We start from the raw sequence: 23,682 nt of genomic DNA, 5'->3' as shown, positions 1-23,682 counted from the left end.
CTGTCTCGGTACGTTAGACCATCCCATGCAACGAGTTACTTCGATGCTTGGACCAAACGCCGGAGCAACGGGTAATCCTTCAGATCCTTATAAGGCGTGAGATCTAAATCCCCAGGCAGCGAAGCTGTTCGTCATCGATCGCTTTCTCATGGATCTTGATAACGCTTTGGTAGTGCCGCCAGGTCAGGCCAGCCCCTTTGACCGCGTCTCTTCGCGCGCGAAGCGATTTAATAGACGTGCAGATGATGAAGGCGCAACTCGTCCAAGAGCTTTTCAACAATTTCGTGGCACACCGGAAACGGTTCCAGGCGCACGTCCTCGCCTCTCCATCTGATGGTACGCCGGCAGGTGTCGGTCGATGTAAATTTTCATTCCATCGCTGCTTTATCCAGCAAAAACTGGTGGCTGACCTTAGCTCGTCGATGAAGCGCGGGTGCGACATCAGACAGAACGAGGTCGCTGATATCTTCAGAGCTATGACGGACCTCGTCGGCTAGTTTCACGTCCGCTCCTGCTATTTGGCTGCCGAAGCGCCCGCCCCAAGGCGAACGCTTCGAGATGACTTTTTTACTTATTGACGATGATACGCTGCTTGTCGCGGTTTTGTGCGTAAGTTGCCTTGTCGTAGGCAGTCTGCGCCTCCAGCTGGTCCTTGGTGAAGTTCGTATAGAGGTAACGGTTGCCGTTTTTGTCGGTCATGAACTTGAGGTTCTCCATACCGACGGCGACCTCCTTTTCGCCGATGCCCAGAAAGCCGCCTACATCAACGATTATCGAGTCGACCTTCTTGTCACCGGTCAGGATAACGTCGCCGATCTCGCCGACCTTCGCATCATCTGCGCCATAGACGTTGGTTCCGATCAAATTCGCGGCACTGATTTTGTCTGACGGCATTTCGGTCAAGGTCGACTTGTCGATCGAGGCCGTCGCAGTCGTATCGGTTTTGCCATTAGCCGCTTGGCTGTCGGCCATGCTGTTGGTCGGCTGGGCCGTTGGGATTGCCGCCGTATTGTAAGCCTTCGTATCGAAATTAGGCTGAGCTTTAAGCTCATCCTTGGTCGTCTTTGCGACCAACCAGCGATCGCCCTTCTTGTTGATCCATTCAAGCTTGTTGAAGTCGTAGGCCACATTTTTTTCGCCCACGCCAAGGAAACCGCCGACGCCAATGACGACGAGTTTGGCGTTCCCGTCCTTGTCCAGGACGATGTCATTAACATCGCCGATCTTCGTCGCGTCATCGGCGCTGCTGTCATAGACCGCGGCTCCCATGATCTTCGAGACGAGTTTGCCATCAATGACCGGGGCAACAGCCTCCGTCTGGGTAGCGGGCTTGCTGGTATTTGCGGCCTGTGCACCGGCCGTGCAGAACGCTGTCGACATGAGAGCAGCCGTCGCTATCGTAGTTAGGATCTTCCGCATCATTGTGAAATTCCTCCTGTTGCCTGGTTGGCGGCGTCGGTAGCTGCCAACGCCATTTCGACCAACGAAAACAAGGCCCCTAGGTTCCGGGAGTAGGTCTATGGTCCTAACGATATAGACTGAAGGCTCATGCAGAACCTGATGCTACGTTGGCGATAGGGGCGCCATCCCTGGGCCCGCAGGCGGCATAGCATCCCAGGCGGCGTTTCGCGCGGCGCCCGGTCCCCAAGCTGGCTCTCTCATATTTTGGATCCGAACGGGACTCCGAGTTGGCCAGTTCGCCAGCACCTTCACCCCGCGACGGTCGCTCGCGCTGCGCTACGCCAACGGCTCCGCGCCAGCGCCCGTCGCTCCACCCGCCCAGCAGGGCATACCCAACGCCGGAAACGAACTCAGAATTGGATAGAAACTGGGGGCAACGTAACGTTCAGCTCATATCCGGAACGCCAGGACCTCCGGTTGGATTTGGAGCCGGTGCATAGCTCCGCCTGTAGCGATGAAGTACAGCCGAACCGCATCGACCTGATTGACAAGCCCGGCCATGACAGGCCCACGACTTTGCCAGACGATTCCGAACCTGGTCCACTGGTTCCTCGCATCCAAAACGTAAAACGCCGGTCTAACGCCGAAAAGCAGAGCGCTTCTGCATGCTCTCGCTTAAGCTGCGAGGGGCATGTTGACCGCCACAAGAAAGAGAGCGTTATGAGGTTCTTTCATCGCGTTGCCAGCGCTCCGAGGGATCACACCAGGCAGCGACTGGTAGAACCGTTGCCTGTTTGCAGCCGCTAGAGCTCGGGCCTCATGCGACAGCTTTCCGCCCAGGCGAGCGGCGCTTGCCGTCGGCCTTTGACGCGGACTTGCGCTTTGAAAGGTGCGCAAGCAGAGCTGCCAAACCCAGCGCATTGAGAACCCGCGTCCTGGGCACTCCTCCCTTGCGGGCCATCTCGACACCCCAATGCATGTGGTCGAGTTCACGGATTGAATGAGCGTCCGGATTGATGCTGAAGATGCAGCCGTAGTCGAGCGCCCTTTGATGCCACCGCCAGTCGAGATCGAGCCGCCACGGATGCGCGTTGATTTCGACAGCGACGTCATATTTTGCGCACGCTCTGAGGACCTTGGCGACGTCCAGCTCATAGCCGGGACGACGCAACAACTGGCGACCGGTCATGTGCCCGATAATTGTCGTGAGGGGATTCGCGATTGCCTCAATGATACGCTCCGTCTGCTCTTTCTTAGGCAACTTGAAGCGGCTGTGCACGCTCGCGACAACGAAATCAAACTGCTTCAAGACGTGGTCCGGACAGTCAAGCGAGCCGTCGGCCAGGATGTCTGCCTCGATGCCCTTCAGGACACGGAATTTACCACCGTACTTCGTGTTCAGCCGATCCGCGTCGCGGTGCTGTTCAGTGATCTCCTGCAGTGTGAGCCCGCCCGCGTAGTGGGCAGACTGCGAATGGTCGGCGACACCAAAGTATTCAAACCCGCGCTTACGTGTCGCTTCAGCCATTGCCTCAAGCGTTTCGGTGCCATCGGATGCGGTCGTGTGAGAATGCAGGATGCCATGCAGATCTCCGTCCCGGACGAGGGGTGGTAACTGCTGGCTCGCTGCCCGCTCAATCTCGTCCCTGCCTTCGCGCAGTTCCGGTTCGATGAACTGCAGGTCCAACGCGTCGTAGATTTCCTCCTCTGTCGCTGCTGCGATCAGCTTTCTCGCGCGATAGAGCCCGTCGGGTTTGAGGGCGAACCCTCTCTCGGTCGCGTACATCTTCAACTGCTCAAGATGGGCGGCCGAACCGGTTGCTTTGAGAAGGCTCGCGCCAAAGTGCTTCTTGTCTGTGACCACAAGTGTGAGGGTGGACTGCTCGATCGCGGTCCGCTTCTTCCCCATTGCGACCAGTGCGAGGTCGATGACCAGTTCGCAACCGCGCCGGAAATCACCGGCAATTTCCACGCGCGAAAACTCGGGATGCTCTTGCTTCACCAACACGACAGCATGTTCGAGAAGAGCGGCGGCCTTGTGCAGGTGAAGTTGTGTTTCGCCGCTTCGCGCGATGGCCAGATTGTGCAGGATCTTTGTCTGAAGCGAAGCACCGAGGCCTTTGACTGGCCGGATTCGATCTGCCTTTGCGGCGGCTTCGAGCTCAGCCAACGAGTTCACGCCGAGGGCCTGATGAAGCTTCAGGATCTTGTCGGGCCGAAGCCCTGGTATGGCAAACAACTCCATCACACCCGCCGGGACCTCTTCCCGCAGCTTCTCAAGGCGTGGATGTGTGCCCGTTTCATAGAGCTTGCGCACAATATCTGCGATCGCGTTACCGATCCCCGGGATCCTGATGAGGGCGCCCGCGGCGATGATCCGGTCGAGCGGCTGCGACAACGCAGCCAGACTGTCTGCAGCGCGCAGATATGCTTTGGTGCGATAGGGGTTGTCCCCGCGCAGCGCCGTGCGATGTCCGTATTCCCTTAGGAGGCTGGCGACTGTCCGCGAATCGGTTTTTGCCATGGTCGAGGCAAACGGGGCCAATCTTCGCAGGTTCCAATCAGGCCAAGGCAACGAAGCCCTTATCCAGCCTTACTGCCTTCGCGGAGTGGGGCTACAAATTTGGCAATGATTGGTCGGCTCGCCCCCATCCCGCCAGAGATTTGCTGATTGCGCGTTTCTTCAATTCAGAAGCGTCGCCGACGTGGAAATGCGAGGGCGCATCAATCGTCTTCATTTCCGCCCAGGTGATCGGCGCCGCGACCGGAGCGCCCGATCGGGACCTTGCGCTGTAGGGCATGATCGCGGTCGCCCCACGCTGGTTGCGCAAATAGTCCACAAAGATGCGACCCTTCCGGCGCTTCTTCGACAACGCGGCCGTAAAGTGAGAGGGATCGCTTTGAGCGACCGCTTGCGCGAGGCGATGCGCGAAGTCTTTCACTTGCGGCCACTCGGCCTGAGGGGTGAGCGGCGCGATCACATGCACTCCTTTGCCTCCGGTCAGCATCGGGAATGTCGTAAGCCCCAATGACTTCAAAATATCACGAAACTGGAAAGCTGCGGCGCGGACAGCTTCAAAATCGAGACCCTCATCGGGGTCGAGATCGAAAACGAGGCGGTCGGCCTTTTCGATATCCTCGATCCGAGCTCCCCACCCATGCAGCTCGATCGTTCCCATCTGTACGCAGGTCATCAGCCCATCGGCATCGTCGACATAAAGGTATGGCTCCTCCTGGCCGTCCTTTTCAGTGATACCGACGTGGTGGACTTTGTCGCCAAAGCTCCCGGCATCATGCTTCTGGAAGAAGCACTTCTTGGCCCGGCCTTGGGGACACCGAACCAGACTGATCGGTCGACTCCCAACCCAAGGAAGCATGATCTCAGCGACGGCCGCGTAGTGGTCGGCGAGCTGACCCTTGGTGATATTCGACTCCGGATAGATCACGCGGTCACGATTGCTGATGGCGATGGTCTTCCGCGGCGACGTGGTCAGCTTGGCTGTGCGACGTTCCGTCTCCAGCATGACCGCCTCCGGCTTCTTGTCTTCGCGCAGACCGAGGTAGCTCGGATGTCTCAACGTTCCTTCGTTAGTCATCTCGGCGAAGGCAATCTCCGCGACCAGCTTGGGGCGAAGCCAGTGTGCTCCGCGAACTTCGGCTCGCGGCGCCGCGACGGTCGCGGCCTTCTGCTCGAGCGGTGCCATGATCTCCATGAGACGGAAAAGTTCAGCTGTATCGAAGCCGGTACCGACTTTTCCGGCATAACGCAGCTTGCCGCCATCATGCACTCCAAGGATCAATGACCGAAACGCGCGGACCTTTTCGGACGGCGTCCAACCGACAATCACGAACTCCTGCCGCTTGATGCACTTGATCTTGAGCCAGTTTCCGCCGCGGGCCGCCACATAATGCGAATCGGCGAGCTTGGAAACCACCCCCTCGAGCCCGGCTGCGCAAAAGCGGCCGAGCAGCTCTTCTCCGCGCCCCAGAATATGATCAGAATAACGAAGCACCGGGTTCTTCGCGGGCAAAATTCTCTGGAGCTTTTCCTTGCGTTCAAGGAGAGGATGCTTCGTGAGATCTTCGCCGTCGAGTTGAAGGAGGTCGAAGGCATAAAAGTCGATAGTGGCTGGCGCACCCTTTAATGCGTTCTGAAGCGCCTGGAAGTTTGATCGTCCGTCGGCATCGACAACGACGGCCTCTCCGTCAATCAGGGCAGAGCGGACCTGGAGCTTGCGGGCCTCCGAAAGAATGGACGGAAAACGGTGAGACCAGTCCAGGCCAGATCGCGTGTAGGCACGCGCTTCGCCGCTGCCGACCGCAACAAGAATGCGATAGCCGTCGTATTTCATTTCGTGGATCCAGCGGTCGCCGGCAGGGACGACGTCCACGAGCGTTGCGAGCTGGACGGGCCGAAAAGTGGGCAGTGCCAAATTGGCTTGCTCACGCGTTGGCGACGTCGCTTGATGAGCGGTTGACCCCTGCATTGCCTTACGCGACGTTGGCATGACCACTCACCGCCCCATACCCAAGACGAAATGGCTTAATCGCGTCCAACGCGCGACTGCTTCTTAAGTTTCGCCGAGAAGCTTGGAGCTTGTTGCCATCATTGTCGCGCCTTATCAGCGCCTCGGCCTGCTCTCAGCTGAATCCGTACTGCCTGCCTCCGTCCACCATCTTCTCAGTTTACCCGCACAATGTCGCCGGGCCGGGCAAGAGCCAGAGTAGTCGCGGAGATCGCTTGAAGCGTCGCGGTGTCACGGGCCTATCGGCCTTCCGCACCAATTGGTGAAGGAAACTCCGGGTAATCGGTCCGCACCCACTCCTCAATGAGCCAGCCTTCATCGTCGAAACGAAAAATGTTGGACAAATCCCAGGTCACACGCCGGCGGTTCGGAGGCAAGGGGGGCCGACGGGCGACTGTGTGAATTCGCGGGCAAAGCGTCCCTCGACCCAGGTTTGGCAGGCGACATAGTCACCTTCGACGATGATGATGCCTCGAGGGATCTAGCGATCGTCGAATGCTATGGACTTGAAGTAGTTGGTAAGCCCGGCGTAGTCCACCTCGAAGCCATCCGGGCCGTGGAAACGGAACTTCTCCGTGTCGAAGCACCCGGCATCGATCGCCGCGCCTGTATGGTTGGCGATGTGGCAGCGTTATAAGACCTCTGCAATTGTCTTATAACGTCACTTGCGTCGCTTCAGCTCATGCCGCTATAAGAGAAACGCATTTTTCTTATAACGGAGCCGACGCATGAAGACGGTCGATCTCGTTTATCGCACGATGTATGCGGAACTCGTTCAGCGCTGCCTTGATGCATCGTTCGTAACCGACTTCTCCACGGCGGGAAATTTCGTCCGGGTTCCGGTGAAGGGGCGGGGCTATTGGTATTTTGAGGAAACCCAACCCAAGAAAACGCGGAAGTATGTCGGCCCGTCCGACGATCCCGAGATCGCGAAACGCGTTGAAGCCTTCCAAGAAATCAAGGAAGACCTCCGTAGTCGACGGAAACTCGTCTCCACGCTGACTCGCGAAGCAGGGCTGACCGCACCGGACCGGTTCACTGGCGATGTCGTTGAAGCCATCGGAGCAGCAGGAATCTTCCGCTTAAGAGGCGTGCTCGTCGGTACGGTTGCCTTCCAGACGTATGCGGGACATCTCGGCGTAAGATTGCCTGGTGCTTCATTGCAAACCGGCGATGCCGATTTCGCGCAGCATTACTCGACTTCGTCGTCAGTCGAAGACACCCTGCCGCCGATCCTGGAAATCTTGAGAGAGATTGATCCAACCTTCAGGGAGATCCCCCATAGATCGGATCCCGGACACACGACCCAATTCGAGAATGCAACGAGATACAAGGTCGAGTTCCTTACCCCGAACCGGGGATCGGATGACTACACCGACCGCGCCAGTCCGATGCCAGCACTGGGCGGAGCTTCGGCGCAGCCCTTGCGTTTCCTCGATTTCCTGATCCACGAGCCCATCCGGACCGTGATGCTGCATCGGTCAGGGGTGCCTGTAACCGTGCCGTCGCCGGAACGGTATGCAGTTCACAAGCTCATCGTCGCCTCTCGCAGGAAATCAGATGCAAACGGCGTCGCCAAGCGCGAAAAAGACGTCCATCAGGCCAGCCTCCTCGTCGAGGCACTGGAGGCGACCCGTCGCAAGGATGACCTTGCAACAGCGTTCTCGGAAGCGTGGGGGAGGGGGCAGCACTGGCGCGAGGCGATGCTGAAGGGGCTGGGCCTGATGCCGCCGAAGAAACGACAGGAAGTTGAGGACACAGTCAGAAAGGCCCTTGTCGAGATCGGCGAGGAGCTGGACGGCTTCGACTCGGCCGTGAACTCGAAGTCGTAGTCAAAAGGGCGAGGCTCGAAAGCCGCCCTTGTCGGTTGGATTGAAGAGGACCAGCGTTGATCAGGATTGCTTACGAGGGAGTATAACCTAGCTGTTGAGGTCTGTTCGCCGTGTGTTCGTCCAAAAAAGCGCATAAAGGCAGTCTGGAATTTGCAGAGAATTTCCAGAAGCCGCCATCTCTTCGCGGCCTCAGATTTGCCAGCATGGCAAAAGCTGCGAACGGATTCAATGGATTGGGTGACGCTGTCAGAGCCGTTTCGACATCCAGGCTGTGCATTGTTCGAGGCGTTCCAGCGTAGCTTTTGGCCAACAAGCTGGTGACCCGCATTAAGCAAATTGGATTGCCTTTGGAACCAGCCGCATTGATCAATTCGGATTCAAGCAGGACTATCCGATCTCCCATCTGCTGAGCCTCCGTCAATCGTATTTCTCTAATCAGCCCAAGCTGCGCATATTCGACGTCACCATCCATGCAGCGTGGAGTAGCGCACGAAAACTAAACACCGGCAGATTTGAAAAACTCGCAAGAAGATGTCGCGCATCCCGGCTGATCACCCGCTGGTCATCCCCGCGAGGAACACCACCTGCTACCCGGGAATACGGCTGATCTGTGCCGTCTGGCACATCCTCAGCCTAGTTGCAGAAGAAACTTAATTGACTTTGTAACGACCGTTTCAGAGCCTTTATCTAAAGAAGCCGTGCCAATCTCCAACGAAACGACATGACGCCTCGCAGATGCCGGTCAGATTAATGTGCTCCCGGAGCGCTGTGCATCCGGCGGCTGCCCGCCCTTCCGCGCGGGTGCGGACGAGGATTTGCCGGAGAACGCCAAACCCAATGCGCTGCGTTTATCGCTCGCCGGTGTGCAGTTCGAACTCCAAAAGACTCTACATTTCCGACCAAGACGCCTGCTCACATCATTTGTTAAAGACTCAAGGGGCACGCGGAGTCATGTTGCAGCGTTCAATGCACATCTGCGGGACGGAGGAGCCATGTTGTTTCCGGGTCAAGTCGTCATGTCCGACGAACTGGAAATGCTCACCCGAGTCTGTCGGACCGCCTGCAACGAGCGGGATATTCCGCTCGACAGCCCGCAGGCACAGACACTCGCGTCCCATGTCCTGAAGCTTTTCCTGAACGGGCTTATGGGCGAGGAAGAGCTGCTAAGCGCCGAGCGGAACCGTATGAAAAGGCAAGCTCACATCGCCGCCTTGAATCAGCCGCCTGCTCCAGCACGCTAAATCCCGGACCCCGCAGCGACTCCTATTGGCGGCGCAGGCGTACCCGATGGTCAGCGCACCAGGAGGAACATTCCTGTCAGCCCGGCGTTAGGGGGGGTCCGCCACACCGGTGCGCTCGTGCTGATCTCGAATCCTCCACGTGAGTGGCTCACCCGAGCCGATTGGCCCGTTATATCGCGGCGCGCGGTTCTTGCAGCGCTTTCCTCCTTGATCGTGGCCGGTCCCACTGCAGCCGCGTCTGGGCAATCCCTCCCTGTCCGGTTTGGCGTGCTCGGATTTGGCACGGCCGCCTGGGAAGTCGACGTGGTCCAACGATATGGGCTGGACATTTCGCACGGCGTCTCTCTCGAGGTGCGGCGTCTTGCCAGCACGGAAGCCGGCAAGACCGCGTTGCTGGCCGGCAGCGTCGACGTCATCGTATCGGATTGGGTGTGGGTGACGCGCCAGCGCGCGGAAGGCGCCGATCTTGTTTTTGTTCCCTATTCGCGCGTGGTCGGCGCACTTGAGCTACCCGCCGGTTCCCCCGTCCGCAGGCTAGCGGATTTCGATGGCAAACGGCTCGGGGTCGCGGGCGGCCCGCTCGACAAGAGCTGGATCTTGCTGCGTGCGCTTAACCTTCGACAGTCGGGACGCGACCTCGCCGCGAGCGTGCAGCCTGTATTCGGAGCGCCGCCTTTGCTCGAACAGGAATTCCTTGCAGGCCGGCTCGACGGGTTGCTGACATTCTGGAACTTCGCGGCCCAGCTCGAAGCCGCCGGAGCCCAGCGGTTGCTGAACGTTGGACAGATTCTGGAGGGGCTGGGCGTTTCCGGCGAGCTGCCGATGCTCGGCTATGTCTTCCATGAAGACTGGGCGCGTGCTGATCCTGCGGTTCTTAGCGGTTTCCTGAAAACGGTCATGGCCGCCAAGTCGCTTCTTGCCACTTCCGACAGCGAATGGCACGCGCTGGCGCCGCAACTGGGAACAGATGATGTCCGGCTTCAGGCCGCCTTGCGCGACGCCTATCGGGATGGAATCCCCCGCCGCTTCGGCAGGAAGGAGCGCGACGACGCGGCGCGCCTGTTTTCAATTTTGGCCGATCTGAGCGGTGAAGCTCTGGTCGGCAAGGCGAAAGGCTTCGATCCCGGCATCTTTTGGAGCATACCCGCTTGAGACCGCATCCATGAGCAACAGCTTGGCCGCTTCCGCCAATGCCCAGCGATGGCAGAGCGTCGCGGCGCTGCTTGGTATGCTTCTGATCTGGCAGGCGGCGGCATCGGTGGTGGCCAGCCGGCTGTTGCCGAGCCCTTTGGAGGTCACCATCGTCCTCTTGCAAGAGGCGCTGCAGGGCGAACTCGCTTTTCACCTCGGCGTCTCGCTAACGCGAGTGATTGTGAGCCTTTCCGTCGCGATCGTGGTCGGCTCCGCGCTTGGCTATGCCGCCGGCCGCTCGCGTGATGCTGATCTTTGGTTGAAGCCATGGATCGTTCTGCTGCTCAACGTGCCGGCGCTGGTGACCGTCATCCTCATCTATGTCTGGCTCGGTCTGGTCGAGACCGCGCTCGTGTTCGCGGTCGCGCTCAACAAGATCCCCAATGTGGTAGTGACCATTCGCGAGGGCGCCAGCCGGCTGGACAAGGACCTCACGGAAATGGCCGAGGTCTATCGTTTCACCGGAACGAGGTCGCTGCGCTACATCGTGCTCCCGCAATTGGCACCGTTTTTCCTCGTCACCCTGCGCAGCGGACTGGCATTGACCTGGAAGATCGTGCTGCTCGCCGAATTGCTTGGCCGCTCCAACGGGGTTGGATTCCAGCTGCAGATCTATTTCCAGAACTTCGACGTGTCCCACATCCTGGCCTATGCCATAAGCTTCGGAGTGGTGATGCTGGCCATCGAGTACGGCCTGCTCGGGCCTCTGGAAGGCCGACTTGGCGTGTGGCGGCGTTGATGCTGACCATCAGGATAGAGATGAAGACCTTCGCTATTCCCGGCCAGGGCCAGGGTAGGACCGTGTTCCGGGACTTCGCTCTCGATGTGCCGCACGGCCAGGTTTGTGTGATCGCTGGGCCCTCGGGAGTTGGCAAATCGACGCTGCTCTCGATCGTCGCAGGCACCGACCGCGAATTCCGCGGCGTGGTGGAGGGACGCGCGCTTCCTGTCGGGATGATGTTCCAGACACCGCGTCTGCTCCCTTGGCTGACCGTCTTGCGCAATGTCGAACTCGTGATCCCCGGGCGGGAGCAGGAGGCATCGAGGTGGGTTGCCGCCGTAGGCCTTGAGGATCACGCAAACGAATATCCGCAGCGTCTCTCCGGAGGCATGGCCCGGCGCGTGGCGCTCGCCCGCGCGCTTGCCGTCGAGCCCGCGCTGTTGCTGCTCGACGAACCTTTCGCTTCGCTCGACGAGGCGACGGCGAACACGATGAGCCTCCTGCTGCGTGAAGTTTTCAATACCAGGCCGCCCATCGCGCTTATTGTCACGCACAATTTGGCCCAGGTCTCGTCGCTGGCCGACCGCTTCGTCGTTCTGGAAGGCTCGCCGGCAGCTATCGTGCGCGATGTCGGGATTGCCCGGGGTGGCGGACCGGCTTCACCGCGTGGCCCGGCCAGCTTGCAGGCAGGCGGAGCGGAATGAGACTGGTGCTGTCGATCGTGCTGCTCCTGTTGGCCGCTGCCCCCGGCTCCGCCGCACCGCAGACCATGGTGGTCGGCTATATCGGCCAGGAGCGCACGCCACCCCTGCCTTTAGGACCGCTTGACCAGCCCGTCAGCGATGACGGCCTGCAGGGGGCCCGGCTGGGCATCGCCGATGACGGCGGCACCGGCCGCTTCCTCGGCCAGTATTTCCAGCTCGAAGAACGCGTGCTGAAGCCAGGCGAAGCGCCCACCGAAGCAATCGCCAGCCTTGCCGCGAGCGGCGTCACTTTCGTCGTGGCCGACCTCGATGCGGCCACGCTGAACCAGGCTCTCGCAGCACCCGGAGCAGACAAGATGCTGTTGTTCAACAGCCGTGCGCCGGACGATGCGCTCCGCCAGCAGCACTGCCGCAAGAACCTCCTGCATACCGTTCCAAGTCGCGCCATGCTCGCCGACGGCCTCGCGCAATATCTCATCTGGAAGCGTTGGCAGCACTGGTTTCTGCTGGTCGGCCCGCATCCTGCTGACGAGGCGCTGGCTGCAGCGTTGCGCCGCGCGGCGACACACTTCGGCGCCGAGATCGTCGTCGACAAGCCTTGGACGTTCCGGCCTGCCAATGGTCGTGCGGACACGGGACATGTCACGCTTCAGACCGAGATACCGGCCGCCACCCAGGTCGGCGATTACGACGTGCTGGTCGTCGCCGACGAGGCGGACGAGTTCGGCGCCTATCTCGAGGGCCGAACCGCGCTACCACGGCCGGTCGCCGGGACGCAGGGGATCGTGGCGACCGGCTGGAGCGCGGTCAACGAGGAATGGGGCGCAACGCAACTTCAAGACCGCTTCCGCAAGCAGGCCGGGCGCTGGATGACGGCTTACGACTACGCCGGTTGGCTCGCCGTGCGCAGCGTCGGAGAAGCGGCAACACGCCTGCGCAGCCTCGATGCTTCGGCGATCACGGCATATTTGCGCAGTGACGACTTCCTTCTCGCCGGCTTCAAGGGGCAGGGGCTCAGCTTCCGGTCATGGGACGGCCAGATGCGGCAGCCCATCCTGATAGCGGGGCCGCGGCTGCTCGTCTCCAGCTCACCGCAACCGGGTTTCCTGCATCAGCGCACGCCCCTCGACACGCTGGGCGTCGACCTCGAGGAGAGCGCATGCAGGTCGTGATCCCAATCCTGCTGTCGGTGTTGATTGTCGCCGGACCTGCCGCAGCGGAGACGATCTACGTATCGAACGAGCAGGACAACACAGTGGCGGTGGTGGAGGGCGCCGGCATGAGCCTCTCCACGGCCATCAACGTCGGAAGGCGCCCACGCGGCATGGCGCTTTCGGTCGACAAGAAGCTGCTCTTCGTGGCTGTGGGCGACGACAACCGGATCGACATTGTCGATCTCGCCAAACGGCAGGTGACCGGCCAGCTCCCCTCAGGAGTCGATCCGGAATTTTTTGTCGTGCATCCTGACGGCAAACGCCTGTTCGTCGCCAATGAGAATGACAATCTGGTCTCAGTCGTCGATATCGCGTCCGCCAGGGTGATCGGTACCGTTGACGTCGGGGTCGAACCCGAGGGTATGGCGGTCAGTGCCGACGGCCATTACGTTGCCTGCACCTCGGAGACCACCAGCATGGTGCACCTCATCGACGCCGGCACGCTCGACATCGTAGACAACCTCCTGGTCGACACCCGTCCCCGCGCGGCGTCGTTCTCGCCGGATGGGAAGCAGCTTTGGGTGTCTTCCGAAATACGCGGAACCGTGACCGTCTTCGACACTACGTCTCGTGCTGAGGCCGGCAAGGTCCAGTTCGAGGTTCCCGGTATCCGCCGCGACGGCGTCCAGGCGGTAGGCATCGAAATGACCCGCGACGGCGCCACTGCCTATGTGGCGCTTGGTCCGGCCAACCGGATTGCCGAAGTCGATACCAGGACGCTGGCCGTGCGCCGCCTCTACCTCGTCGGCCAGCGCCCGTGGCATGTGGCGCTGTCGGATGACCAGAAGCGCCTGGTAAGCGCCAATGGCAATTCCGGGGACATCTCGTTCATCGATCTTGAAGACGAGGAGGTGGTGAAGTCGGTGCCGGTGGGACGCGGCCCCTGGGGAGTGGTGATCGGCCCATGAAGGCGCTGTCACTCGAAGGTCTGGGACACAGCTTCGGACAGCGGCGGGTTCTCGAAGCCGTGTCGTTCTCGGTCGCGGAAGGCAGAATGTGCATACTGCTCGGACGCAACGGCGCCGGCAAGACGACGTTGTTCTCGCTGGTCACCGGCCTCTATCATGCCCGATCCGGCCAGATCGATGTGTTCGGCCACTCCATGCGGGCCGATCCGGCCGCCGCACTTGCCCAGATGGGTGTTGTCTTCCAGCAGCAGACGCTCGACCTCGATCTCACCGCCGCCGAAAATCTGCGCTATCACGGCGCCCTGCACGGGCTGGCGGCCGGCGTCTGCGAAACAAGGTTGCGCGAAGAACTCGAACGGCTGGAGGTCCCTGACCGGTGCGACGAGCCGGTCCGTTCACTGTCGGGCGGTCAGCGGCGACGTGTCGAAATCGCGCGCGCCCTGATGCATCGGCCCCGCATCCTGCTGCTCGACGAGCCGACGACCGGGCTCGACGTGCCTGGGCGCCGGGCGATCGAGCAGCATGTGCGCGCGCTCTGCCGGGAACGAGGTATTGCCGTTCTCTGGGCAACGCATTTCCTGGAAGAGGTGTCGGCCGACGACGACCTGGTGGTGCTGCATAAGGGCAGGCTGCGTTGGGCTGGCGGGGCCGGCCGCGTCGCGGCGGATCTTGCGGTCGCCAGCATGGCCGATGCGTTCGATGTGCTGACGGAGGCGGCATGAAAAGGCGTCACGCGCTGCGGGCCATTACAGGCATACTGCGCCGGGAGATGCTGCGAACGCTGCGGCAGCGTGGCCGGCTGCTCTCGGCGATCATACGGCCGTTGGTCTGGCTCGCCATCTTCGCCGCCGGGTTCCGCTCGGTGCTTGGCCTGTCGATCACGCCGCCCTACCAGACCTACGTGCTCTACGAAGTCTATGTCGTCCCCGGACTGGCGGCCATGATGCTGCTCTTCCATGCCATGGCAAGTTCGCTGGCCATGGTCTACGACCGCGAGATGGGCAGCATGCGCCTGTTGCTGACGGCACCGCTTCCGCGCTGGTACCTGCTTGCCGCGCGGCTGCTTGCGAGCGTCATCGTCAGTCTGCCGCTGGTCTATCTGTTCCTGCTGATCGCGCGCTATTGGGACGTGCGCCCCCCAGTTCTAGGCTATCTGGCCGTGTTTCCGGCGCTCGTCCTGTCCGGCCTGATGCTCGGCGCATTTGGGTTGCTGGTTTCGTCGATCTCGACGCAGATGGAGAACTTCGCCGGCGTGATGAACTTCGTCATCTTCCCGACCTTCTTCGCCTCGACGGCTCTCTATCCGATATGGCGACTCGCCGAGGCGGGGCCGGTGCTGGCAATGATCGCCGCATGGAACCCGTTCAGTTCGGCGGTCGAGCTGATACGCTTCGCCCTCTATCTGCGCTTCGATCCCGTTTCGGCTCTCGTCGTTCTCGCTTGCCTCGTCGGGTTTTTCCTTGCGGCAGTGGTCGGCTATGACCCCGGTCGTGGCTTGTGGTCCCGCCGCGGCGGCGAAGGCTAATCATCTGAGGGCATAGAGATAGGCGGCGATATCGCGCGCCTGCTGCTGCGTAATCCTTGTCGATGGCATCGCCGTGTGCGGATTGATCTCCCTGGCCTCTCGTACCCAGCGGATCAGGTTCTCGGGATTGTTAGCCAGCACCCCGCCGATAAAGACCCGGTCGGCAAGGCTGGAATCGAGGCGCGGACCAACCTGGCCTTGTGCCCCTGGCACGCCGGGGATTGTATGGCACCCCGAGCAGCCATTCGCGGTCATGATCGGAATGGCGCGCGCGCCCACGCCACCGGTCGCAACATCCGATTCGTGGCGAACACGATCACGCCGGTCCGACCACAAGGTCGCCCCGGCGACGGCGGCGGTCAGCAGCAGGATGGCGGCGAGCGCGCCGCCGGTCATCCTAGCCAGGCCGGAGCCCATGGGTGGCCTCCCTGATTCCGCTCTTGCTTATCCAAAGGCCGGCGAGCAGCAAGGCGGCTCCGCCATAGATCAGGCCAGCCGGAACCCACATCACCAAGCCGGCGAGCTGCTGGTCCTCGATCGGGGTCAGTCCCCACAGCGCCGCGCCAGCGGCATTCTGCGGATACCAGAGTTTGGGCGACAACAGCAGCAGCACGCCAAGTAGACCCGTGTGCAGCGAGGTGAAGAAGAGATGCATGACCGCGCTGCCATAGGCCTGCTGGCGGCCGGAACGCGGCAGAATCACCCACCAGAACAGCAGGGCTGTGCCGAGGAAGCTCGCATGCTGGGCATAGTGCAGGACGCCCTGCTGAAGCGCTGCCTCGAACAGTACGGGGACGTGCCACATCCAGATCGCGATACCGTGGATGGCGGTTGCGTTGAGGGGACGGCTGGCAACGGCCCAGATCGCCTGGAGAAACTTGCCGTGCGTGAGCATTCCCGTTCCGCGGCGGAATGCGGCCGGCAATGCCCATATCAAGGCTGCGCCGGGGCAGGCGGCGACAAGGAGCGGCGCCGCCACCGCCATCAGCAGTTCATGCTCGATCATGTGGGCGGCAAACACCCGTTCGCCAAGCGCATGGATCGGGCTGACCAGCGCTCCCGTCAGTAGGCCCCAGCCGGCGGCGAACAACAGAGCTTGTCGCGTCCGCTCGGGGCGGCCCCGGCTGCTGCGGCGCCACAGCCGGCTCGCTCCGATCGCATAGATGAGCGCGATTGTGACCAGAGGGAGCGTGATGGGAAACGCAAGTGTCCATCCCCCTTCGGGCGCGCCGGCGCCATAGCAGATCGATGTTGAGAGGAAAGCCTCGAAGCTCATCGCAGGCACTCGTCAAGGATGAGCGCGGCGCTCCCCTGCATGACGATGACGAGGGCAAAAAGCAAAGCCGCAAGAATGCCGAGATCGGCGACGAATTGTTCGGTGCTGCGCGTGCGCTCCGGCTTGAAAGCCGCGCCCCCCTGCCGCTTTGCCCGCCAAGAAAGCATGCCGCCGAGAAGCGAAAGCAAGGCAAGCAGCAGTGCGATTGGAAGCACGACCGGCACCTGGCGATTGCATTGCCAGGGAACAAGCGCGTAATTCAGCTGCGTCGAAATTGCCCAAGCCGAGGGCCCCGACAGAAGGCCACCCCAGGACGTTCCCAATTGCAGCGCGCGCATCAGCCTAGCCTCGGTACCCAGTAGATGAGCAGATAGATCGGGATCCAGGTGAGCACCACGAAATCCCAGTAGAAGACATTATCGCCTACGTCGCCGAAGCGCCGGCCGCTGTAGCCATGGCGTGTGAACATCAGCACCGTCAGCACGATCGTGTCGCCGACATCGGTGATCAGGTGGGTGGTGTGCAGTCCAAGCAGCACCCAAAGCATAGAGCCGTACGCGTTCGTGTCCCAATAGATATTCAGCGCCGGGAACTCGAACCAGCGCACCACGAGCGGGGCGAGACCGAACAGCGACATCACCACCATGCCGATCCGCACCGGTACAATGGCGCAACGCTCGGCGTAGCGATTGAGAATGTGGTTCGGCACCAGGCTGGCGATCAGCAGGAGGGTGACGATCGTTCCCGGCCAATGGTTAGGCTCCGGGGCGCTCAGACGCCAGTTGGGCCACGACATTGCCAGGTAGAGATAGGCGCCGGCCGCCAGCGCGAAGCCCGTCCCCTCCAGCGCCATGAAGCCGAGCGTGCCCCACCAGGTCGGGCTGCGCGGACCATGTCCAAAGGTGGGAAGCCCGGAAAGGTCGGCGACGGGTCGCTGGTTCATTCCTCGTCCTCCGGATCGCCTTTGGGCCAGAACCAGCCGACCAGCGTGACCGCGATCGGCACGGCGCCCCACACGACCGCCCACGGCGTGAAGATCGAGTAGAGGAAAGTGCCGCCCACGGCGATCGCCGCAAGCAGGGGCCAGATTGACGGCGTCGCCGATTTCTCGCGGATGTCGGGATGGGCTTCCGCCACCGTCGAGATGAGCAACTCGCGCACGTCGACGCGCAGGCCGGTTGCGACGGGAAGCGCGTCTCGTTCGGCCCACAGCGGCTCAACGTTTGTCACGATCGGGATGCGTGTGAAATTATAGCTTGGAGGCGGCGAGGACGTTGCCCATTCCAGGGTGCCTGCATCCCAGGGATTGTCCCCGGCCGGTACGCCTTTCAATACGCCGTGCACGAGGTTGAAAGTGAACAGCACGAAGCTCAAGAAGAACAGCACCGCGCCGGCGCTGATGAGCAGGTTGATGTTGCCCCAGCCAAGCTCCGCCGGATAGGTGTAGACCCGGCGCGGCATTCCCCACAGGCCGACCAGATGCATCGGGAAGAAAGCCACGTTGAAGCCGATGAAGGCCAGCCAGAAATGCCAGCGTCCGAGACGTTCGCTCATCATGCGGCCGGTGATCTTGGGGAACCAGAAATAGGCCGCGCCCAGCAGCGGGAATACCGATCCGCCGATCAGCACGTAATGGAAGTGGGCGACGACGAAATAGGTGTCGTGCACCTGCAGGTCGAGCGGCACCGAGGCGAGCATGACGCCGCTGAGCCCGCCGATGACGAAGATGAAGAAGAAGCCGAAGACGAACAGCAGCGGCGTGCGGATCACCGGTCTGCCATCCCACAAAGTCGCCAGCCAGCAGAAGATCTGCAGGCCATTGGGTATGGCGATCAGCATGCTGGACGCCGTGAAGAAGCTCGCCCCCAACTTCGGCAATCCCGTCGCAAACATATGGTGCACCCAGAGGCCGAACGACAGGAAACCGACCGCGATCAACGAAAGGACCAGCCCGAGATGGCCGAACGTCGGTCGCCGGGCAAAAGCGGGAATGATCGAGGAGACCATGCCTGTCGCCGGCAGGAAGATGATGTAGACCTCGGGATGGCCGAAGAACCAGAACAGATGTTGGAACAGCAGGGCGTCGCCGCCCTCCGCCGGATTGAAAATGTGGGTTCCGACAAGCCGGTCGAGAATGAGGAAGGTCGAGGTGATCATGACTGCCGGCATCGCGAAGACCACGACGAACGAAGTGACCAGCAGTGCCCACACATAAAGCGGTATCTTGTCCAGCGACATGCCGGGTGCGCGTTGCTTGAACACGGTCACGATGGTGGCGACGGCGACCGCAAGCGAGGACACTTCGGTATAGGTGATCATTTGCGCCCAGACATCGGCGCGCTTGCCGGGAGAGAATTCGGGACCGGACAAAGGCACATAGGCGAACCAGCCGACGTCCGGTGCCATGTTGAGGAGGAATGAAACCCAGGCAAAGACGCCGCCCGAAAGATACACCCAATAGCCGAATGCATTGAGCCGCGGGAAGGCGATGTTGCGGGTGCCGACCATCAGCGGCACCAGATAGATCCCCGTTGCCTGCACGATAGGCACGGCGAACAGGAACATCATGGTGACGCCGTGCATCGTGAACAGCTGGTTGTACAGGTCCGGCCCGATCAGCCCACGCTGCGGCCCTGAGAGTTGGATTCGCATGGCGACCGCGTTCAGTCCGCCAAGGCATAGGAAGATGAAGGCCGTGATCAGATAGCGCCTTGCGATCACCTTGTGGTCGACGCTCGACAGAGCGCCGATGATGCCGGGCGGCGTGCACCATGCCCGCGCCAGCCAGCGGTGCAGGCTGGCGTCGTCCATGCCGGCATCACGCGGTCCGTCATGCTCGGGAGCAACGTCGCCTTGGGTGGCGGTCCCCCGTTGCGGCAGGTCGCGTTCGCTCGTTAGATCCGCGCTGCTCATTTCAGGCCCTCGAGATAGGCGACGATGGCGTTGAGTTCGTCGCCGTTGAGCTCCACCACCGGCATGTGGGAGCCGGGCTTCACGCCTTGCGGATCCGCTATCCAGGCCGCCAGATTGCCGCGGCTCATCATCAAGGTACCGGCAGCGATGGTTTGCCGGCTGGCCACATGCGTGAGATCAGGCGCGACGGTTCCTCCCGCTGGAGTGCCGCCGATCCTGTGGCACATCACGCAGGGGCGCTTGAGGAACAGGTCCGCGCCATTTTTGGCCTCCCCATTCGTCGGGGGCCCAGCCGGCTGCAACTGGTCGTTCCACCAGGCGTCGAACTTTGCCCGCGGCTCGGCGATGATGAAGGTGCCCATATTAGCATGCTGCGCACCGCAGAACTCGGCGCACTGGCCGCGATAGACGCCGGGCTTGTCGGCCCTGATATCAAGTACATTGATATGACCGCGGATGAGGTCGAGCTTGCCGGCCAAACTCGGGATCCAGAACGAGTGGATAACATCGGTCGAGGTCAGCAGAAGCCGCACGGGCTCCCCGGCGGGAATGTGGATCTCGTTAGCCGTGGTCAGGATGCGGCTCGGCGTGGCATCTTCGTAGCGCACCTCCCACCACCATTGGTGGCCGGTAACGCGAATGGTGAGCGCAGCGTCCGAGCCGATCGCCGCTAGCGTCCTGTTGGCGAAGAAGCTCAGCAAGGTCAGCCCGACCACGATCGCGGCAGTCAGCCCGACGGCGATCACGACGACCCGCAACTTGCGATGGTCGGCGCCTGCGTCGAGCGCGAGCGGCTCGGAACGTGTGCGAGGCCGCATCAACAGCGGCGCGGCAAGCGCGATCATCACCAGGACCCAGATCACTGCGCAAAGCGCGGTGAAAAACCAAATGAGCCATGCCAGCTCACTGGCAGCGGGACCTTTCGGATCGAGCGCTGATTGCCATCCCGAGCATCCCTGCAGAAACAAGACGCAGGTCGTGCCGAACCCGGTCGACGCAAGGCGTTTCACGGTGATTTCCCCAGTGTGGCGGCGTCCGGCAGGCGGTTTTCCGACGGATGTGGCATCATGTCGTCATTGCGCTGCGGGGCGGCGGACGAGGGCGCATTGCCGCTCAGCGAGCGGACAAAGGCGGCAAGCTCCCAAATCTGGTCATCGGGGATCTTGTCGCGGAAGCTCGGCATGCCTTTTGGCCGACCATCGCGGATCGTAGCGTGGATGCTTTCGATCGAGCTGCCGTAAAGCCACTTCTGGTCCATCAAAGCCGGCCCCATGCCGCCGCCGCCATTGGCATGACAGCCTGAACAGTTGAACCAGCTGAACAGCCGCTTGCCTTCGCTGAGGTGGAAGGCGTTGGCCTCGAAACTCGCCGCCTTGTTATCGCTGGCGGAAGCCCGCTGTCCGCCGGGTTCCAATGTCGTCACAGGCGCCGGCTGCTCGCCCGATCCGAGCGAATTTTGCGGGCGCGTGTCCCGCTCCTCGCGCTGGCATGCCGCAAGCGTCAGGAGCGCAAACAGGAGCATGGCGGCGCCCGGCCTCATCGCACTGGACTCCCCGAGCCGTCGAGCCGCGGCACGCCATATTGCGACAGCAATGCGTCGATCTCGGCCTTGTGCCTGGCCAGCGCGCTATTCACATCGCCACGTAGCACATCGTCCTCGCGCCTAACGCCCATCGAGATGTCGTAGATCATGGGCAACTGCGGTCCGTCGATGCGAGGGGTGACCGGCGTGATGCGCAGCGGCACTTTCTGCTTCTGGGCGAAGTAGCCGGCGAGCGGGCCCCAGACGACGGCAAGATCGATCTCGCCGGTCGCCACCGCTTCAACGATGCGCGCTGGGGGGTTGGGTGCGGAGTAGTCGCCATAGACCGGGTAGCCGACGAGGTGCCCGACGATGCCACGGCGGCCAAGCGCCTGAACGGGGGGCGAATTGGCCCCGTCGTCGCCGATGAGTTGCACGCCGATCCGCATAGCGCGCAGTTGCGGATCGTTGAAGGACGCCACATCCGGACCGTCCTGGCGGGTGACGAAAACATAGGATGAGCGATAATAGGGTGTGGTGGTGCGCAGCATTTCGAGGTTGGCAGGCGTGCCTGGTACGAGATCGCAAAGGCCGGCTTTCAGCGTGTTGCGCACGAAGCCGCGGCGCTGCGCCCACCAGGTGTAGGTCAGCTTGGCACCGAGATCGGCGGCCACGATCTCAACAATCCTGTTCTCGAAACCCTGACCGGCCGCGTTGGAAAATGGCATGTTGTTCGGATCAGCGCAGACCCTCAGTTCACGGGCATTGGCTCCCACCGGCAAGAACAGCAAGGCGAGCGCGGCCATGCCGAGCGCCATGCGCGCGGCCCAGTGTTCAGGGCAGCCGGAACACATAAAGCGTGCCTCCCGCCGTTGTGGCCTCCTTGAGGTCCTTCATCGCGTTGACGAAACCGAGCGCGGCGGTGGCGTCGCGCGGATCGAGATCGCCCGATACGATCGCGCCGGCCCAGCCGCCGACACCCGACAGGATCGCTACATATTGACGTCCGTCGGGACCGCGATATGTGATGGGCTGGCCAATGATGCCGGACGCAGTCTTGAACTGCCAAAGCAGATCGCCAGTCTTGGCGCTGACCGCCTTGAACCAACCTTCCATTGTCCCGTAGAAGACGACATCGCCGGCCGTCACGACCGCGCCGCTCCACACCGGGAAGTTCTCCTTGAGGCTCCAGGCGGGCTTCTGCGCAGCGATGTCCCAGGCGGTGAAGGCGCCCCGGTTGCCACCGGGCCCAGGGATCATGCGCACGTTCATGCCGACATAGGGGGTGCCGGCGATGTAGTTCACCTCGACGCCTTCTTCGTCCATGCACAGATTGTTATGCGGAATATAGAGCAGCCCGGTCTTCGGCGAGAAGGCGGAAGGCTGCCAGTCCTTGAGCCCCGACGCGGTTGGGCAGATGTCGCGGACGACTTTGCCGGTCCCGGTCTTCTTGTCCGGGTTTTCGATCAGACGTCCGCTCTTGAGATCGACACCCTTGCTGGAATTGACAGGGCCGAAAGGTTTCGCGGACAGCACTTCGCCCGTGGTCCGGTCGAGGATGTAGAGGTAGCCGTTGCGTTCAGGCCGGACCAGCACCTTGCGCGGCTTGCCCTGCCAGTTCATGTCGAGCAGGACCTGCTCGTTGATCCCATCATAGTCGTGGAGGTCGTGCGGGCTCCACTGATAGAACCATTTCGCCGCGCCGGTATCGGGATCGCGGGCGAAGATGCCTGACGTCCATTTGTTGTCACCGGGCCGCAGATCGGGGTTCCACGGTCCAGGATTGCCGGTGCCGTGGAAGATCAGGTTGAGATCCGGATCGTAGGAAATCCAGCCCCACATGTTGCCGCCGCCGATCTTCCAGGCTTCCGGCGGCCATGTTGTGACGCCAAGGTCCTTGCCCTTGTCCATGTCGTAGTGCGGCTTGAAGTCCGGGCCGATAAGCACTTCCTTGTCCGGCCCGGTGCCGTAGGCCGTCCAGACGACGTGACCGTCGCCGGCGTCGAGCGCCTTGACCCAGCCGCGGACGCCCATCTCGCCGCCTGAATTGCCGACCAGCACTTTGCCTTTCACCACCAAGGGCGCCATGGTGATGGTCTCGCCGATGTTGATGTTGCCGATATGGGCGTTCCAGATCGGCTGACCGGTGTTCGCGTCGAGCGCGATGGTGTGCCCGTCCAGTGTGTTGAAGAAGATGCGTCCGTTCGCGAAAGCGGCGCCGCGATTGACCACATCGCAACAGGCAACCCCTTGCGCCGCCGGCTCGGGATTGGGTTCGAACTTCCATTTCATCGGCGCACCCGGCTTGGTGAGATCAAGCGCGTAGACGATGTTGGGGAAGGGGCTCACGATGTACATCGTGCCGCCGACGACCAACGGCGCCGCTTCCTGGCCCTTATTGACGCCGGTCGAGAAGGTGAAGGCCACCTGCAGGTCCTTGGCGTTGCCTTCGTTGATTTCCGTGAGCTCGCTGTAGCGGGTCGACGCGTAGTTCTTGGCGGGCATCGTCCACTGCCCGTCGTCAGGTGGCGCAGCGGAAGGCGGCGGCGAGATCGCCGGCGTTGGCGGAGCTTCCGAAGCGGCCATCAGTAAGGGAGTGGAAGCCAGCAGCAGCATCGCAAAGATGCTCGCAAGACATTTTCTGGGTGCCGCCGAGCGGTTGGCGCATACCGCGACAACGCAGGGCGCGACAGGTTGGGCTGTTCGCT

At 61.8% G+C, this 23,682-nt stretch carries 22 protein-coding genes; 9 read left to right on the top strand and 13 right to left on the bottom strand.

Annotated elements, in window-relative coordinates:
- Positions 1–368: 368 nt before the first annotated feature.
- The 4 genes from FJ434_RS30470 to ligD form a co-directional block, all read right to left on the bottom strand.
- On the bottom strand, positions 369–503 hold the full coding sequence (locus tag FJ434_RS30470) for a hypothetical protein (protein WP_281406157.1): 135 nt from the start codon (positions 501–503) through the stop codon (positions 369–371).
- Between the two features lie 64 nt (positions 504–567).
- Positions 568–1,422, bottom strand: coding sequence for a PRC-barrel domain-containing protein (locus FJ434_RS11300; RefSeq protein ID WP_140718399.1), 855 nt, complete (start codon positions 1,420–1,422; stop codon positions 568–570).
- A 796-nt stretch (positions 1,423–2,218) separates the two neighbouring features.
- Positions 2,219–3,925 (bottom strand): DNA polymerase/3'-5' exonuclease PolX, encoded by a 1,707-nt coding sequence (locus FJ434_RS11295; protein WP_140747202.1) that lies wholly within the window; start codon positions 3,923–3,925, stop codon positions 2,219–2,221.
- A gap of 91 nt (positions 3,926–4,016) precedes the next feature.
- Entirely contained in the window at positions 4,017–5,888 is a 1,872-nt protein-coding gene (gene ligD / locus FJ434_RS11290) for a DNA ligase D (RefSeq protein ID WP_281406445.1), read from the bottom strand.
- A gap of 767 nt (positions 5,889–6,655) precedes the next feature.
- Here ligD and FJ434_RS11280 point away from each other — a divergent pair.
- The 9 genes from FJ434_RS11280 (at position 6,656) to FJ434_RS11240 (ending at position 15,263) form a co-directional block, all read left to right on the top strand.
- Entirely contained in the window at positions 6,656–7,759 is a 1,104-nt protein-coding gene (locus FJ434_RS11280) for a GSU2403 family nucleotidyltransferase fold protein (RefSeq protein WP_140506207.1), read from the top strand.
- A gap of 815 nt (positions 7,760–8,574) precedes the next feature.
- A complete protein-coding gene (locus tag FJ434_RS30150; RefSeq protein ID WP_246672993.1) occupies positions 8,575–9,000 on the top strand; it encodes a hypothetical protein in 426 nt (141 codons plus the stop codon).
- A gap of 267 nt (positions 9,001–9,267) precedes the next feature.
- Complete coding sequence (locus tag FJ434_RS11270) at positions 9,268–10,152, top strand: ABC transporter substrate-binding protein (RefSeq protein WP_246679058.1); 885 nt, start codon at positions 9,268–9,270, stop codon at positions 10,150–10,152.
- Positions 10,153–10,162: 10 nt separating this feature from the next.
- Positions 10,163–10,930 carry an ABC transporter permease subunit gene (locus tag FJ434_RS11265; protein ID WP_140506201.1) on the top strand — a complete coding sequence of 256 codons (768 nt, stop codon included), beginning with the start codon at positions 10,163–10,165 and terminating at the stop codon, positions 10,928–10,930.
- Positions 10,930–11,616, top strand: a complete 687-nt coding sequence (locus tag FJ434_RS11260; protein ID WP_140718407.1) for an ATP-binding cassette domain-containing protein — start codon at positions 10,930–10,932, stop codon at positions 11,614–11,616. Before FJ434_RS11265 ends, FJ434_RS11260 begins: the two co-directional genes overlap by 1 nt.
- Positions 11,613–12,788, top strand: a complete 1,176-nt coding sequence (locus FJ434_RS11255; RefSeq protein ID WP_140746917.1) for an ABC transporter substrate-binding protein — start codon at positions 11,613–11,615, stop codon at positions 12,786–12,788. Before FJ434_RS11260 ends, FJ434_RS11255 begins: the two co-directional genes overlap by 4 nt.
- The gene (locus tag FJ434_RS11250) at positions 12,776–13,738 is read left to right on the top strand and encodes a PQQ-dependent catabolism-associated beta-propeller protein (RefSeq protein WP_140746914.1); all 963 of its coding nucleotides are present in this window, start codon (positions 12,776–12,778) and stop codon (positions 13,736–13,738) included. The genes FJ434_RS11255 and FJ434_RS11250 overlap by 13 nt, the downstream gene beginning before the upstream one ends.
- Positions 13,735–14,460 (top strand): ATP-binding cassette domain-containing protein, encoded by a 726-nt coding sequence (locus tag FJ434_RS11245; protein WP_140746911.1) that lies wholly within the window; start codon positions 13,735–13,737, stop codon positions 14,458–14,460. Before FJ434_RS11250 ends, FJ434_RS11245 begins: the two co-directional genes overlap by 4 nt.
- Entirely contained in the window at positions 14,457–15,263 is an 807-nt protein-coding gene (locus FJ434_RS11240; RefSeq protein WP_140746908.1) for an ABC transporter permease, read from the top strand. Before FJ434_RS11245 ends, FJ434_RS11240 begins: the two co-directional genes overlap by 4 nt.
- Here FJ434_RS11240 and FJ434_RS11235 read toward each other — a convergent pair whose 3' ends face one another.
- From FJ434_RS11235 to FJ434_RS11195, 9 genes are read right to left on the bottom strand one after another with little or no spacing between them, the layout of a single operon-like run.
- Positions 15,264–15,680, bottom strand: coding sequence for a cytochrome c (locus FJ434_RS11235; protein WP_140506189.1), 417 nt, complete (start codon positions 15,678–15,680; stop codon positions 15,264–15,266).
- Positions 15,661–16,539: a cytochrome c oxidase assembly protein gene (locus FJ434_RS11230; RefSeq protein ID WP_140746905.1), complete on the bottom strand. Its 879-nt coding sequence runs from the start codon at positions 16,537–16,539 to the stop codon at positions 15,661–15,663. Before FJ434_RS11230 ends, FJ434_RS11235 begins: the two co-directional genes overlap by 20 nt.
- Positions 16,536–16,877, bottom strand: a complete 342-nt coding sequence (locus tag FJ434_RS11225) for a hypothetical protein (protein ID WP_140506185.1) — start codon at positions 16,875–16,877, stop codon at positions 16,536–16,538. Before FJ434_RS11225 ends, FJ434_RS11230 begins: the two co-directional genes overlap by 4 nt.
- On the bottom strand, positions 16,877–17,482 hold the full coding sequence (locus tag FJ434_RS11220) for a cytochrome c oxidase subunit III (RefSeq protein ID WP_027145372.1): 606 nt from the start codon (positions 17,480–17,482) through the stop codon (positions 16,877–16,879). The genes FJ434_RS11225 and FJ434_RS11220 overlap by 1 nt, the downstream gene beginning before the upstream one ends.
- Entirely contained in the window at positions 17,479–19,452 is a 1,974-nt protein-coding gene (gene ctaD / locus FJ434_RS11215) for a cytochrome c oxidase subunit I (protein WP_140746902.1), read from the bottom strand. The genes FJ434_RS11220 and ctaD overlap by 4 nt, the downstream gene beginning before the upstream one ends.
- Positions 19,449–20,462: a cytochrome c oxidase subunit II gene (gene coxB, locus FJ434_RS11210; protein ID WP_140746899.1), complete on the bottom strand. Its 1,014-nt coding sequence runs from the start codon at positions 20,460–20,462 to the stop codon at positions 19,449–19,451. Before coxB ends, ctaD begins: the two co-directional genes overlap by 4 nt.
- Positions 20,459–20,992: a c-type cytochrome gene (locus tag FJ434_RS11205; protein ID WP_140746896.1), complete on the bottom strand. Its 534-nt coding sequence runs from the start codon at positions 20,990–20,992 to the stop codon at positions 20,459–20,461. The genes coxB and FJ434_RS11205 overlap by 4 nt, the downstream gene beginning before the upstream one ends.
- Positions 20,989–21,828, bottom strand: a complete 840-nt coding sequence (locus FJ434_RS11200; protein ID WP_140746893.1) for a substrate-binding domain-containing protein — start codon at positions 21,826–21,828, stop codon at positions 20,989–20,991. Before FJ434_RS11200 ends, FJ434_RS11205 begins: the two co-directional genes overlap by 4 nt.
- Positions 21,809–23,560, bottom strand: a complete 1,752-nt coding sequence (locus FJ434_RS11195; RefSeq protein WP_281406444.1) for a methanol/ethanol family PQQ-dependent dehydrogenase — start codon at positions 23,558–23,560, stop codon at positions 21,809–21,811. The genes FJ434_RS11200 and FJ434_RS11195 overlap by 20 nt, the downstream gene beginning before the upstream one ends.
- Positions 23,561–23,682: the final 122 nt, after the last annotated feature.

It is taken from the genome of Mesorhizobium sp. B2-5-13, from assembly GCF_006440535.1.
Classification (GTDB): Bacteria; Pseudomonadota; Alphaproteobacteria; order Rhizobiales; family Rhizobiaceae; genus Mesorhizobium; species Mesorhizobium salmacidum.
This window is presented reverse-complemented; position numbering and strand designations above follow the sequence as displayed.